Annotated in this window: 12 protein-coding genes; 8 read left to right on the forward strand and 4 right to left on the reverse strand. The window is 67.4% G+C overall.

The window, feature by feature from the left end:
* The first annotated feature begins 273 nt into the window (after positions 1–273).
* The 4 genes from AC1RIF_RS22815 (at position 274) to AC1RIF_RS22830 (ending at position 3,947) form a co-directional block, all read left to right on the forward strand.
* The gene (locus tag AC1RIF_RS22815) at positions 274–741 is read left to right on the forward strand and encodes an OsmC family protein (RefSeq protein WP_492603650.1); all 468 of its coding nucleotides are present in this window, start codon (positions 274–276) and stop codon (positions 739–741) included.
* A gap of 629 nt (positions 742–1,370) precedes the next feature.
* Positions 1,371–1,994, forward strand: a complete 624-nt coding sequence (locus AC1RIF_RS22820) for a hypothetical protein (RefSeq protein ID WP_492603651.1) — start codon at positions 1,371–1,373, stop codon at positions 1,992–1,994.
* A 30-nt stretch (positions 1,995–2,024) separates the two neighbouring features.
* The gene (locus tag AC1RIF_RS22825; RefSeq protein WP_492603652.1) at positions 2,025–2,636 is read left to right on the forward strand and encodes a hypothetical protein; all 612 of its coding nucleotides are present in this window, start codon (positions 2,025–2,027) and stop codon (positions 2,634–2,636) included.
* A gap of 9 nt (positions 2,637–2,645) precedes the next feature.
* Positions 2,646–3,947: an HNH endonuclease signature motif containing protein gene (locus tag AC1RIF_RS22830; RefSeq protein WP_492603653.1), complete on the forward strand. Its 1,302-nt coding sequence runs from the start codon at positions 2,646–2,648 to the stop codon at positions 3,945–3,947.
* Between the two features lie 721 nt (positions 3,948–4,668).
* On the opposite strand, the gene AC1RIF_RS22835 is transcribed toward AC1RIF_RS22830, so the two are convergent.
* The 3 genes from AC1RIF_RS22835 to AC1RIF_RS22845 form a co-directional block, all read right to left on the reverse strand.
* Positions 4,669–5,193: a hypothetical protein gene (locus AC1RIF_RS22835; protein WP_492603654.1), complete on the reverse strand. Its 525-nt coding sequence runs from the start codon at positions 5,191–5,193 to the stop codon at positions 4,669–4,671.
* Positions 5,194–5,295: 102 nt separating this feature from the next.
* Complete coding sequence (locus AC1RIF_RS22840; RefSeq protein WP_492603655.1) at positions 5,296–6,501, reverse strand: PucR family transcriptional regulator; 1,206 nt, start codon at positions 6,499–6,501, stop codon at positions 5,296–5,298.
* Between the two features lie 141 nt (positions 6,502–6,642).
* The gene (locus AC1RIF_RS22845; protein ID WP_492603656.1) at positions 6,643–7,041 is read right to left on the reverse strand and encodes a hypothetical protein; all 399 of its coding nucleotides are present in this window, start codon (positions 7,039–7,041) and stop codon (positions 6,643–6,645) included.
* A 126-nt stretch (positions 7,042–7,167) separates the two neighbouring features.
* On the opposite strand from AC1RIF_RS22845, the gene AC1RIF_RS22850 reads away from it, so the two are divergent.
* Together AC1RIF_RS22850 and AC1RIF_RS22855 are read left to right on the forward strand one after the other, a co-directional pair.
* Complete coding sequence (locus AC1RIF_RS22850) at positions 7,168–8,208, forward strand: NAD(P)-dependent alcohol dehydrogenase (RefSeq protein ID WP_492603657.1); 1,041 nt, start codon at positions 7,168–7,170, stop codon at positions 8,206–8,208.
* Positions 8,209–8,223: 15 nt separating this feature from the next.
* Entirely contained in the window at positions 8,224–8,817 is a 594-nt protein-coding gene (locus tag AC1RIF_RS22855) for a chloride channel protein (RefSeq protein ID WP_492603658.1), read from the forward strand.
* Positions 8,818–8,878: 61 nt separating this feature from the next.
* Here AC1RIF_RS22855 and AC1RIF_RS22860 read toward each other — a convergent pair whose 3' ends face one another.
* Positions 8,879–9,175, reverse strand: a complete 297-nt coding sequence (locus AC1RIF_RS22860) for a PepSY domain-containing protein (RefSeq protein WP_492603659.1) — start codon at positions 9,173–9,175, stop codon at positions 8,879–8,881.
* A 224-nt stretch (positions 9,176–9,399) separates the two neighbouring features.
* On the opposite strand from AC1RIF_RS22860, the gene glgX reads away from it, so the two are divergent.
* Complete coding sequence (glgX, locus tag AC1RIF_RS22865) at positions 9,400–11,544, forward strand: glycogen debranching protein GlgX (protein ID WP_492603660.1); 2,145 nt, start codon at positions 9,400–9,402, stop codon at positions 11,542–11,544.
* Positions 11,541–13,919, forward strand: coding sequence for a malto-oligosyltrehalose synthase (treY, locus tag AC1RIF_RS22870; RefSeq protein WP_492603661.1), 2,379 nt, complete (start codon positions 11,541–11,543; stop codon positions 13,917–13,919). Before glgX ends, treY begins: the two co-directional genes overlap by 4 nt.
* Positions 13,920–13,922: the final 3 nt, after the last annotated feature.

The raw sequence follows: 13,922 nt of genomic DNA on the forward strand, positions 1-13,922 counted from the left end.
GGGCCTCGTCGGAGCGGCAGCGTTTCCCACTCACCCCGACTGGACACGGGCGCTGCCCGGTTGGGGCGTAGCAACTTCGGAGTGGCGCTTCTCAGGCGCCGCGACCCCGCGAGGGACCGTCATTGACGCCCGGCGGTAGACAGTGCGCCCGATCGCCTACCGGACCGGCCCGTGAAGGGCAATTGTTCCACTCAGTGGCAAGTCATTCATTGGCTGCGACCGCCCGACGCTCGACAATGGTTCGAGGTAGGTACCTGAGTTTGAGGAGATGTTTTGAGCAGCAAGGGCTCGGTCCTGGAGTTCACTTTGACGACGACGGGCACCGGCGTCAAACAGCACCTGGACATCGTTGGAAACCCCAATGAATTCTACGCAGAGGGGCACAAGGCATTCGGTGGCACCGACTCGGCGCCGAGCCCACTGGACTACGCGCTGGGCGCCTTGGCGTCGTGCACCCAGGTCACCGGCGGGATCATTGCCGCGGGAGACAGGACCATCGCTCTCGGGGCGTGGTCGGTGGATCTGGTTGCGCACCTCCACAACGGTGTGCTCGTCTTCGGGGAGGAAGGCGTCTCGAACTTCAGCGATGTCGCGATGGAGGTGGTCGTGGAAACGAACCTCGACGCCGACCGATTCCAGGCCTTCGTCGCGGAAGTCGAGCGCCGTTGCCCCATCTCGCAGCTGTTCCGCCTCGGCGGGGTCGATGTCCGGACGCTGTGGACCAACAAACCCCTCCCGTGACACCGCCGGTGCGACGCTGACCGCGTGACAGATCCGCCCCGACCAGACCGCACAGGTCCGGTCGGGGCGGATCTTCGTTGCGCCAAAGGCATCCGTTGGCGCCGGGCTGGTAGCCCAGGCGACTGCCGGCGGCCATGCAGGACATTTCCCGAGAGCTGCTGAACCCCAACATGGATCACCCTCCGGGTTGAGGTTGTCGTCCAAGACCGGAGTGGAACGTGTGTGCTGGCGAAACCCCGCCGATCTCCCCAGCACCCACACCCGAAAGGGTGCGGGGCCGCGAGCCTCCTACTTGCTTCCACTCGTGTCCGTGGACTCCCGTGACATCCAGGCAGCCCCTCCTCCCAGATCAACCACGATCACCCCGGAATCATCACCCGAGGCCTGAAGATTCGCCATCACCGGCCTCATCGCAGCAACATCAGCCCGATGGATCCGACTCGGCTACCGCTCCAGAGATTCCGGACATCCCTGACCAGCCCGCTCTACCGAGCAAACGCCGCACGCCGGGGCGCCGGCTCCCACACCCGAACCGGGCCGAGCCGTGTCTTGCGTCAAGAAGTTGGCCTACTGCATCTCCGTCACGGTGAGGTAGAGGGTTCCCGGCAAACCGTCCGTATTCTCACTAGATGGCGTTCAAGGCGAGTTCGACGAGCCCTGTTTCCGACATCGGGTCGTTCAGTCGAGTGATGTGGGCGAACATGGTTGTAGCTGTCATTTCGTCTGTACTGCTGATCGCGGTTGTGTGTCACCTTCCCTGGCCGGCCCCGGCCGATGGCGCGGTCGTGGCGGTAGGTGCGACTGCCTTGTTGATCTGTTCGGCAGTAGTGACTCTCGCAGTGATAACACTTACCGTCATACAGCGTCGCCGCTGGGCCTGGGCGACCGCAGCGTGGCCGATGGTCGTCGTTTGCGCCCTTGGGGTGTCCGCAGTCGGCCGGCCCGACTTCAGCGATTCCCAGCGCGAGTTCGAGAAGGTCGCCTACCAACTGCTCCAAGAACCCGAAAACGCTCCGAATGATCGCTACTATCGTGACCTGCGGATCGGCCGCTTCGACCTCGCATACGTGTATGCCAGCAGCGAGGGTGCGGTGTACTTCCACGACGCCCGCACTGGCTTGTCACCGCGCGACAATCCTGGATGGATCTATGCGCCAGAAGGCCTCTCGGACGCGACGATTGCGCGGTTGAGCTTGAGCGATATCGATGCAGGTTGGTACTCGTTCTCGAACCTTGTGGTTGACGACTACTGACGACGAAGACGAGGCGAGGCGTTTCGCCCCGTGCCCCAGCAGCAGACCGCGCCGCAGAGCCCGCTCGATCGTGGAGTCGGAGACCTCGTGGCCGTCGGCGCGCATGAGGGCAGCGATCTTGCGGTGCCCCCACGCGGGCCGGTCCTGCGCGTACTTCGCGGCCAGCGACTCGTGGTGGTCGATCTTCGGGGCCGGCCACGGCCTCTTGACTGGGTCACCGCCGCGGTATCGGACGAGGCGGTAGGTGCGTTCGGGAATCTGAGCCAGTGGTGCGAACTCGAAACCGGCAGCCCGGCTGCCTTTCTCAGGGATTCGAGGGTCGCGAAGGGACCTGATCGACCAGCTCGCACCGTGCTGCCAAATCCTCAGTTGCACCCTCGCCTCGACGAACGCCAACTCGAGCTGTTCGTTCTCGCTACGCAGGCTGCGCTCCACCAAGGTGCCGCGGCCTCGGCACCGCTCATCTCCGCGGACAGCACCGCCAACACCACCCGTATCTTCACCTCGACCGGGATCCTCGTCCTCCGCGACCTCGCCAGACGCCCACCTCTCTTGACTTGTGCCCGGACCGCAAACGCCGGGAACCTGCCAGAAAGTCTGACGCATGAGAACACCATTGACTCGAACATCAGTTCGAACTAGGCTTGGAGCATGAATCCGGGGGGAATCATCGAACCAGGCACCGCAGCCACCGGACTGAATGCCGACGACGTGCGCCGCCTCCCCGAGATCACGCTGCTGCAGAACACGATCGACATCTCCCGCGAGATCGAACGCCTCGAAGCGTTGCGGATCGCGATGGTCGCCGAGGTCGACGAACGCGCAGTCTCGTTCGACACCCTCGGATTCCGCAGCGTCAAACAGTGGCTCGCCGCGAACACCCTGCTGGAAGTGCCGGCCGCCGCACGGATCCTCACGTTGGGACGCATGCTGAGCCGGCAACCCGAGATCGCCGACGCCGTCAACACCGGCACCGTGTCGGCTGAACACGCCGCGTTGATCGGCAAATTCTGCGAAACCCCGCCCCGCGGCATGCCCCACGAGGCGCTGGACTCGTGTCGGAAAGTGCTGCTGGACTGCGCCACCGGACCTGCCGCGACCACGACGACCGTCCGCACCTGCATCGCGCGCCTCGAGCGGATCTTCGAATCCGACGAACTCCCACCGAGTGAGGACACCGACCGCAACGAGTTCCACGCCTCGAACACCCTGAACGGACGCGTCGTGGTCAAGGGCGATCTCGACGCCGTCACCGGCGAAATGCTCCTGACTGCGTTGTCGTCGCTCACGAAGCCCCGGAACCCGATCGACGACCCCTCCGGCACCCGCACACCGGCACATCGACGCGCCGACGCATTCGCGGAAATCCTGCGCCGCTACCTCGACTCCGGAGCCGCCCCTATCGAAGGTGGAGAACGCCCCCACCTATCCCTGCACGTCAACGCCAAAGACCTCGCCCGCACCGAGACTGATCACGAGCGCGTGGATTCAATTGGCGATCCAGACCTGTTCGGCGACAAAGGTATTGCGGTCATGCCGTGGATAGGGCCACTAACGATCGCCACCGCCCGACGCCTCGCCTGCGACTGCCACCTCACCCCCATCGTCATGAACGACGGCTTACCGATCGACCTCGGCCGCACCAGTAGAACCGTCTCCAAGAAACAACGCCGAGCTCTGATCGCCCGCGACCACGGCTGCGCCTTCCCCGGATGCGGCGCACCGCCGGCACACTGCGAAGGCCACCACGTGAAGCACTGGGCAGACGGCGGACCCACCGACCTCGACAATCTCGTGCTGCTGTGCCGCTACCACCACCGACTCCTCCACCACTCACACTGGCAAGTACAAATCGGCGCAGACCGACACCCGTGGTTCACCCCACCCTCGACCGTGGATCCCTACAAGAGCCCCATCCCCGCCCACAATCGGGCGGGACCACGGGCCGCATGACGCCGCAGCCGGCACCCGAAACTGGGTGCCGGCTATCGCCGGATGGCGGGTTCCACCACCAAGGACTGACAGAGATGGAGGAGTTCATGAACAGATGTTCGTGCGCGGCGATTCTGCTCTACTGATCGCAGCTGTTGCCCAGGCACTTACGTGGGCCGATCTGGACAGCGCCGAACGCAGTTCACGAATCGCGCTCTTCCTTCTCGTGGCTGCGATACTCGCAGCAATCCTCGGAACACGGGCAGATCGAGACTGAGCCGGGGAACCGCGACCAGGGCGCGTCTTCAAGCCCTTCCTCCCGCTTCTGCAACAGGACCGCTCGGTGGCGTCCCTGGGCGCGGGACAGACTGCTGCGGCGTGGCGGCGACCGTACCGAGGGGTGCCAGGGGAACCGCGAAGCGCGCAGCGATCCCCAGTAGGAGAACCAGTTGACCAACCCAGCGATCGACAAAACCGAAGAGTGCGGCAATGACCAACCCGGAAACCCACCTTCGCATTGCCAGCGCCGCCACCACGGGCGGTGTCGCGAGCAACAGTCCCAGGCCGACCAGTGGCCACACGCTGGGAATCATCTGCGACACCTCCGGGGTTGAGTCCCGACCGTCCAGATCAGAGTGGTTGCCCGCCCAGAGTGAGCCGGAACCCGGGCGTAGGCAATCCCTCTCGCTGCTCGGCGAGCCCTCGCCATGATCTCGACTGTGCCGAGCGCAGTTGACGGCGTTCAGGGGACGGTGAACACGCCGAGCCCGGGGTTGAGCAGCAACTGGTATCCGCTGGACGAAGTGAACGCGTTGATAGTCACGACTGCTGCGATGGTTCCGCTGCCGGTGACTGCCGCAGTCGGGACGTATCTGCACCGCTCCCCCGGTCCGAGGACTCGGTCGACGTCGAGAGGTTCCTCGCGAAGCACGGTCGTGCCGTTGGCGCCGGTCGTCAGATTCCGCCAATCCACCACGAGGTCGAGGCAGCCGAGACCTCCACCCCGAGGAGGTTCGGTTCCGAAGATCGCGGTGCCGGGAGGTCCCGTCGTGGCGGTGGGGGTCACCGCGGCAAATGGCGGTACACCGAAGCACATCCACATCGTCAGCAGGCATCCCGCGGCGTAGCCGACCGGGATCTCGAAGGACGTCACCGTGTTCGCGGGTGGGTCCGCCTGTGCCGCTGCGGCCGTGTACATCGGGAGCACGGCGACAGCCGCGGCGGTTGCGAACCGAGCAGCGATCGACCAACGCTTCACAGAACGCATGGCCGGGCCTCCATCGTGGAACGTGCCCCGACGCTGCTACGCCGTCAGCATAATCGCTGAATACCAAGGTGATTCGCCGATTCGGCCGGCAAGAAGTACCGGTCATCCACCAAACACCTCGAAACACGCCAACGCGAGCTCGAGTTTCACACGTCGAGCCGGAATGTCCCCACCGAGGATCTCCTCCGCCCTCTGCATGCGATACCGGACGGTGTTCTTGTGGATCCCCAGACGCCGGGCGGCGGCCTCGTAGTTGCCGTGGCAAGCCAACACGACGTGCAACGTGTCCCGGAGACGTTCGGATGCGGCGTCCGCACCGAGGAGGCCGGCGAGTTCCCGCGTGACGAGCGCGCGCATCGCATCGGGATCGGCCGACAACATCGACACGACCTCGACGTTCGCGTAGCGCGTCAGAACGTCCCGACGCCTGCCGACCTCGGCGATCCGCTGGGTTGCCAGCGCCTCACGGTGGCTGCTGCGGAATCCCTCGATCCCCGGGGCGGGTTCACCGACCGCGAGTCGCACGCCGTCCGGAATCAGACTCCGATCGATCACCCACTCGTCGTCGCCGAACTGCGCGATCCACGACCACACGCCGTGCGCGCCGGACGGTATCGACAGACTGCGGCGCCCTCCCGCCAACCGGGCCACCACCGGATCGAGGGATCCGCCGAACGATGCGGATTCCTCCGTCCACAGCACGACCGCGATATGTGTCCGATGCAGTGGATATCCCAGCCGGGTCGATGCCTGCGTCTGGTCGCCGCCCCCGTCGAGGATCTCCCGCACCGCCGTCATCCGGTACGCAAAGGCGCCCTGCAGCAGACGTTCACGCTCCTGCGAGTAGGTGACCGCAAGCTCGTCGAGCATGGAACTGAGCAGTTCGCCGGTCTGCGACCACATCGTGGTCAGCACCTGGATCTTGAAATCGGGATCCAACGGCTCCTGCTCGATCAGCGCCGACGTGAAGCCCAGCATCGCGCGGTGGCCGGCGTGGTAGATCCGCGAGAGCACCCGCAGCTCCAGTCCCCGCTGGGCCACGGTGCGTGCCAGCGCGTGGGTCGCGTCGGACACCGGGGCCGCAGCAGGCCCGTCGGCCAGCGGGCCACTGGCCTCGAGGAATGCCCCGAACTGACTGCGGATGGCGGACCGCAGATCCCGCTCCAGTTCCGCGTCTGCCGCAAGTTCCGGCACATCCGCGGCGAACGACTCCTCGAGGAAGGCGAGGAAGGCACTCAGATGCTCGCTCGTCAGCGTCGTGGTGATGTAGTCCCGCAACCACAGATCGGCACGCGTGTCGTCTCCCACCCGCCCACCTCCCTCTTCGCGGCTCACCGTCGGCGCCATTGTGTATCGAACCGACAATCCGGCGCAAGACTTCGCCCGATTCCGGGCGCGACGAGGACTTCCGATTGTGCCGATCGCACAGAATTCACCATCTGGCAACATTCAAGCCCGCTCACCCGTCCTTTCGGGTTCGACACCTCCGGCGCGTACCGCGAAGGCGATCCATGCGGCACCGAACAGCAGACAACTGAACGGCATCAACAGAATCCGGGGATCCCCGACCCCGCCCATTCCCACCCCCATCACGCCGACCAGCACGAACGGGCTCTGCTTCAACGCATACAGCAGGGCCGCGACGCTACCCAGCCAGGCCAGCCACCGCGACCGCGGCCAGATCTCGCTCGGGACACCGAGCGCGACGGCCAGGGCCGCGGCAGGAAGGTTCGTCCACACCATCTGCGACTGCCAGAAGGACTCGTCGTGGTCACGGATCCAGGCGACCGTCAGCATTCCGAGCAACAGGCCCGAGATGGACAGCAGTATCGGCCTCTTCCACCGCATTCGCCCCTCCCCGTCCGAACCGTCCCACCACCCTCGCACGACCCCACGGACGGAGCGCGCCGGACCCTCGGTCGTGCCATGCTCGAAGAGAGCGAGGCCCTCGGACGATCGACGAAGGAGCGCAGTATGAGAGCAATCCAGTACACCCGGATCGGCGGCGAACCCGAGCTGGTCGACATCCCGAAACCCGAGCCCGGGCCGGGTGAGGTGCTCCTCGAGATCACCGCGGCGGGCGTCTGCCACTCGGACGAGTTCATCATGAGCCTGCCGGCGGAACAGTTCGGCTACGACCTGCCACTGACCCTCGGCCACGAGGGCGCCGGCCGCGTCGCCGCCGTCGGCGCAGGTGTCACCGACCTGGACGTCGGCACCAACGTCGTTGTCTATGGCCCGTGGGGCTGCGGCCGCTGCTGGCACTGCTCCCAGGGACTCGAGAACTACTGTTCGCGGGCAAGGGAACTCGGTATCAACCCGCCCGGTCTCGGCGCGCCCGGTGCCATCGCGGAGTTCATGGTGGTGGACTCACCTCGGCACCTCGTCCCGATCGGGGATCTCGATCCGGTGGCCACCGTTCCTCTCACCGATGCGGGTCTGACGCCGTATCACGCGATCAAGCGGTCGCTGGGCAAGCTGCGGGCCGGATCGTCCGCGGTGGTGATCGGCACCGGCGGACTCGGCCATGTCGCGATCCAGCTGCTCCGACACCTGTCTCCCGCTCGGGTGATCGCACTCGACGTCAACGACGAGAAGTTGCAGTTCGCCCGTGAGGTCGGCGCCCACGAGGCGGTGCTGTCCGACGCCGACGCTGCCGCGAACGTCCGGAAGATCACCGGCCCCGCCGGCGCCGCGCTCGTTCTCGATTTCGTCGCCGTGCAGCCGACGCTCGACGTCGCAACCGCGGTCGCCGGCGTGGGATCCGACGTCACGATCGTCGGGCTCGGCGACGGCAAGGCCACCGCTCGTGTCGGCTTCTTCACCGGCGCTTTCGAGACCAATGTGGCGGCGCCGTACTGGGGCTCACGCAGCGAGCTGATCGAGCTCATCGACCTCGCGCACCAGGGCGTCCTGGACATCGCGGTGGAGCGCTTCAGCCTGGACGACGGAGTCGAGGCCTATCGCCGCCTCGCCGCGGGCACGTTGCGGGGGCGGGCCGTCATCGTGCCGTGACCGTCGGAGGCACCGTTGGACGTCGCGTTCCCGAGCACCGGGACGATCGCCCGTGAGGCCGTCCCCGCCGTCGTCGTGGGCGTGGCCGCAGCCGTCATCCCGATCGGGATGGTGATCGTCACCGACCGGGTCACCGACCTGCTCTACACATGGATCCCGGACCTCGTCGGGTTCGACGGCTATGCCCGATGGTGGATCTTCGCCGTGCTCACCGGGATCGGGCTCCTCATCGGTCTGCTGGTGTGGAAGATCCCGGGTCACGGCGGCCCCGACCCGGCCACGGCCGGGCTGGTCGGCCCCCCGATCCCGCTACGCTCGCTCCCGTCGCTCGCGCTCGTGGTGGCCCTCGCCCTCGGCGCCGGCGTGAGTCTGGGTCCGGAGAATCCCCTGATCGCGATCAACGTGGCGGTGGGGGCGTGGATCCTGGCGCGACTGTGGCCGCGCCTACCGACGCAACGCGGCGTGTGGCTGACGACGTCCGCGACGATCGGGGTGCTGTTCGGAACGCCGCTCGCCGCTTCGTTGGCGTTCGTCGAACTCGCCGGCCGCCGCCCGCGGGGCGAGATGTGGGAGAACATGTTCGCCCCGCTCGAGAAACCCACCGGCTGATCGTGCGCAGCCGGGGCAGTGTCAGCCCTCCGGCTCGATGCGACGGTTTCTGCGGGCTCGTTCACCCCACGAGGGGCGACGCCGCGATCACCTGGCCGCGTACGGGTTCGTCCTCGATGATGCGGCCCGTCTGAAGGTCGATCTCGATCTCGCGATGGACTCCCTGGAGATCGACGAAGTCGACCTCGACGGTGGGCCGGCCGTCTTCCTCGTCCAACTCGATGCCGAGAATGCCCGGCGTCGGCGGCGGCTCCTGGGCGTCGGCGACGCCGCCTCCGGCCGCCAACGCCCCTACCCCGACCGCTGCCGAACCGAGCACGGCAGCCACACCTCGCGCCACGACGCGGACCGTGAACATGAGCAATCACCTCGTCCGAGAAAGGAGTACCGCATCCACGCTAGCGCCGTCGGCGGCTTCGATCGATCCGGACAACCGCACACATTCGTTAAATCATTGTCTTCCGTCCCGTCCGGACTTTCAAGGACAGTTGTCCCGAATGCACGTCGACTCCGGTTTCCACGTCGGTCGACCAGTCGCCGTCACGCGCGGCATCCGGATCATTCGGGCTAGGGTTCTGCAGCATGGAGCGCACCGACCCCTCGGCGCCGGCGGACGGCGGCTCGGCGTCCTCGCCGACGATCGAGGTGTGGCCGGGATCCGCCTATCCGCTGGGCGCCACCTACGACGGTTCGGGCACCAATTTCTCACTGTTCACCGAGGTGGCGGACGCGGTGGACCTGTGCCTCATCGCTCGGGACGGCACCGAGACCCGCGTCCCGCTGGACGAGGTGGACGGGCACGTGTGGCACGGCTATCTCCCCTCGGTCTCCCCCGGTCAACGCTACGGCTACCGGGTTCACGGACCCCACGATCCGCACGCCGGGCTGCGGTGCGATCCGTCGAAGCTGCTGCTGGACCCGTACGGCAAGGCGTTCGACGGCGCATTCGACGGACACCCGTCGCTGTACACCTTCGGCGAGGACTCACTGGGGCACACCATGACCACGGTCGTGATCAACCCGTACTTCGACTGGGGCGCCGACCGCGCGCCGAGGACGCCGTATCACCAGACCTTGATCTACGAGGCGCACGTCAAGGGCATGACGGCGACGCACCCCGGGGTGCCCGAGGAACTCCGCGGTACGTACGCCGGCATGGCGCACCCGGCGGTGATCGACCATCTGCGGTCGCTGGGCGTCACCGCGGTGGAGCTGATGCCCGTGCACCAGTTCCTGCACGACCAGATCCTGATCGATCGGGGACTGCGGAACTACTGGGGCTACAACACCTTCGGGTTCCTCGCGCCGCACGCGGAGTACTCGTCGGCCGTGAAGCCGAGCGCCGTCGTCACCGAGTTCAAGACGATGGTCCGCGACTACCACGAGGCGGGGATCGAGGTGATCCTCGATGTGGTCTACAACCACACCGCCGAGGGCGACCACCGCGGGCCGACGATCTGCTTCCGCGGCATCGACAATGCCGCCTACTACCGGCTGGACGACGAGGACCCCGCGCTGTACCGGGACTACACCGGGACCGGGAACAGCCTGGGTGCGCGCCATCCCCACACACTGCAGCTGATCATGGACTCACTGCGGTACTGGGTGACCGAGATGCACGTCGACGGCTTTCGCTTCGACCTCGCGTCCACCCTCGCCCGCGAATTGCACGACGTGGACCGGCTTTCGGCCTTCTTCGACCTGGTGCAGCAGGATCCGGTGGTGAGCCAGGTGAAGTTGATCGCCGAACCATGGGACGTCGGCGAGGGCGGCTACCAGGTCGGCAACTTCCCGGGTCCGTGGACCGAGTGGAACGGCAAGTACCGCGACACCGTGCGCGACTACTGGCGGGGTCAACCGGCGACGCTCGGCGAGTTCGCCTCGCGTCTGACCGGGTCGTCGGATCTGTACGAGGCGACCGGGCGCCGCCCCGGGGCGAGCATCAACTTCGTCACCGCGCACGACGGCTTCACCCTCACCGACCTCGTGTCCTACGACGAAAAGCACAACGCGGCCAATGGCGAGGACAACCGCGACGGCGAGAGCCACAACCGGTCCTGGAACTGCGGTGTCGAGGGTCCCACCGACGACCCGGGCATCCTCGCCCTGCGCGCCCGCCAGCGCCGGAACATCCTCGCCACACTGTTCCTCAGCCAGGGCACACCGATGCTCGCCCACGGCGACGAGATGGGGCGCACCCAACAGGGCAACAACAATGTGTACTGCCAGGATTCGCCGCTGTCGTGGATGGATTGGACACTCCTCGACGGCAACGCGGACCTGGTCGAGTTCACGCGACGGGTCAGCGCCCTGCGGGCGGCGCACCCGGTGTTCCGCCGTCGGCGGTTCTTCGCAGGCCGCCCGGTCCGCGACGCCGAACACAGCCGCGACATCGCGTGGTTGACGCCGACGGGACGCGAGATGACCACCGCGGACTGGGACAGCGGGTTCGGCAAGGGCCTGGCGGTGTATCTCGGCGGGGATGCGATACCCGAGCCCGACCAGCGCGGGCGACGAGTGGTCGACGACTCGTTCCTGCTGCTGTTCAACGCCCACGACGAGGCCCTGGAGTTCACCGTTCCGCGCAGCGGGGTCGATACCCCGTGGGTCGGCGAGCTGGACACCGCCGCGCCCACCGGTGACACCGATATTGTTGTGCTGCCGGGCGATACGATCGTCATTGCCTCCCGATCCCTGCTGGTGCTGCGCCGGGACCGGATGCCATGAGGCCGATCACCGCCACCTATCGGCTGCAGTTGCGCGGTGACGCGTTCACCCTCGACGACGCCCGCCGCCTGGCCGACTATCTGGACCGGCTCGGTGTCTCCCACCTCTATCTCTCCCCGGTCCTCACCGCCACCACCGGTTCGACGCACGGGTACGACGTCACCGACCCGACCACCGTCTCGGCCGAACTCGGGGGGCGGGCCGCACTGGTCGCGCTGTCCGCGGAGCTCGCCGAACGCGACATGGGGCTGATCGTCGACCTCGTGCCCAATCATGTGGGGATCGGCCGGCCGCGGGAGAACCGTTGGTGGTGGGACGTACTGACCAACGGGCGCCGCTCACCGTTCGCCCGGTTCTTCGACATCGACTGGCGCGAGGACAACGGCGCGGACGGCCGGATCGCACTGCCCGTGCTGGCCGACGAATCCGATCTCGGCGCAGTGGGTTTCGACCACGATCGGGGCACACCGATGCTCGCACTCGGCGACCTGCGGTTCCCCATCGCCCCCGGCACCGAGGACGGCGACCCCCGCGAGGTCCACGACCGGCAGGCGTATCGGCTGGTCGGGTGGCGTGACGGCGTCGTGGGGTATCGGCGCTTCTTCGCGATCAACGACCTCGCCGCGGTCCGGCAGGAGGACCCGCGAGTGTTCGACACGACCCACCACCAGTTCTCGTCCTGGGTGCGGGACGACCTGGTCGACGGTGTCCGTGTCGATCACCCGGACGGACTGAGCGACCCGTCGCGATACCTGCGCACCCTGCGGGAGGTGATCGGTCCCGACCGCTGGCTGCTCGCCGAGAAGGTTCTCGCGGCCGGGGAACCGCTGGACCCGACGCTGCCGATCGACGGGACCACCGGATACGACGCCCTCGCCGAGTACGGCGGTGTCTTCGTCGATCCCGGCGGCGAGGCGACGCTGACCGCACTCGCCGACCGCGCGGGGGCGCCCGGCGATGCTGTCTGGCTGCACGACAACGGAATCGAACTCCGCCGGCGTGCCGCGCGCACCGATCTGGTGCCCGAGCTGCGGCGCCTGGTGCGGGCGGTGCTGCGCGACTCGCCCACCTTCTGCAACCCGGAGCAGTTGCGCGATGCGCTCGTCGAGGTCCTCGTCCATATGCCCGTGTATCGCGCCGACTATGCGCCCCTCACCGGCACCGTCCCCCGGGTGATCGGCGAGACACTCGATCGACATCCCGAGTGGGCGGCCGCGCTGACGACACTGGCCGGCGCACTCACCGACCCGGCCGCCGAGACGAGCACCCGCTTCCATCAGGTGTGCGGCGCACTGACCGCCAAGGCGGTCGAGGACTGCCTGTTCTACCGCACGCCCCGACTCGTCTCACTGCTGGAAGTGGGCGGCGATCCCGGCAGGCTCGGCTGCTCCCCCGCCGAGTTCCATCTCCGCGCCGCCGATCGGGCCCGTCTGTGGCCGCGAACGATGACGACACTGTCGACGCACGACACCAAGCGCGGCGAGGACGTCCGCGCGCGCATCGGCGTGCTGTCGCAGGTTCCGGAACTGTGGGCCCGCTGCGTCGCCGACTGGGAGATGTCCGCCCCGAGCCCGGATGGCGTCACCGGGCTCTTCCTGTGGCAGAACATGTTCGGCGTGTGGCCGGCGGACGGATCGATCCCGGCACCGGCCCTCCGGGAACGACTCCACCGCTATGCGGAGAAGGCCGCCCGCGAGGCCGGTGTGCGCACCACCTGGACCGACGTCGACCAGCATTTCGAACACGCGCTGCACGCCTGGCTCGACGGGGTCGTCGACGGCCCGGTCGGCCGCAGCCTCGGACGCGTCGCACAGCAACTCGCCCCGCACGGCCGGTCGGATGCGCTGGGCCAGAAGCTGCTGCAGTTGTGCGGGCCGGGCATCCCGGACGTGTACCAGGGCACCGAACTGTGGGAGGACTCGCTGGTCGATCCCGACAACCGGCGCCCGGTGGACTACCGGCCGCGTCGCAGACTGCTGCAGTCGATGGACATCCCCGGCGTGGAGACACCGCCGCTCGACGAGTCCGGGGCCGCGAAACTGCACGTCACCCGAACCGCGCTGCGACTGCGCCGGGAACGCCCGGACAGCTTCGTCGGCGGCCACTACCGCCCCGTGTTCGCGGTCGGGCCCGCGCACGATCACCTCGTGGGTTTCTCCCGGGGCCCGGCCGGTCAGGCGTCGGACGTCATCGCCCTCGCCACGCGGCACAGTGTGCGGCTGAACGAAACCGGCTGGGGCAGTTCCAGCGTCGCACTGCCGAACGGGAAGTGGTTCGATCGGCTCACCGGCGAACTGTATGCCGGCGCCGCGCAGCTGACGAAGGTGTTCGAGCGACTCCCGGTGGCGCTGCTGGTGCGGCTCGACCGACCCTGAACG

This window comes from Prescottella sp. GW823-FHT02E09, from assembly GCF_058797375.1.

Bases quoted from the DNA above. Each gene is read 5' to 3' on its own strand.
- AC1RIF_RS22830 (WP_492603653.1), top strand. From the start codon at position 2,646: ATGAATCCGGGGGGAATCATCGAACCAGGCACCGCAGCCACCGGACTG.
- treY (WP_492603661.1), top strand. From the start codon at position 11,541: ATGAGGCCGATCACCGCCACCTATCGGCTGCAGTTGCGCGGTGACGCG.
- AC1RIF_RS22860 (WP_492603659.1), bottom strand. From the start codon at position 9,175: ATGTTCACGGTCCGCGTCGTGGCGCGAGGTGTGGCTGCCGTGCTCGGT.
- glgX (WP_492603660.1), top strand. From the start codon at position 9,400: ATGGAGCGCACCGACCCCTCGGCGCCGGCGGACGGCGGCTCGGCGTCC.
- AC1RIF_RS22845 (WP_492603656.1), bottom strand. From the start codon at position 7,041: ATGCGGTGGAAGAGGCCGATACTGCTGTCCATCTCGGGCCTGTTGCTC.
- AC1RIF_RS22835 (WP_492603654.1), bottom strand. From the start codon at position 5,193: ATGCGTTCTGTGAAGCGTTGGTCGATCGCTGCTCGGTTCGCAACCGCC.
- AC1RIF_RS22820 (WP_492603651.1), top strand. From the start codon at position 1,371: ATGGCGTTCAAGGCGAGTTCGACGAGCCCTGTTTCCGACATCGGGTCG.
- AC1RIF_RS22850 (WP_492603657.1), top strand. From the start codon at position 7,168: ATGAGAGCAATCCAGTACACCCGGATCGGCGGCGAACCCGAGCTGGTC.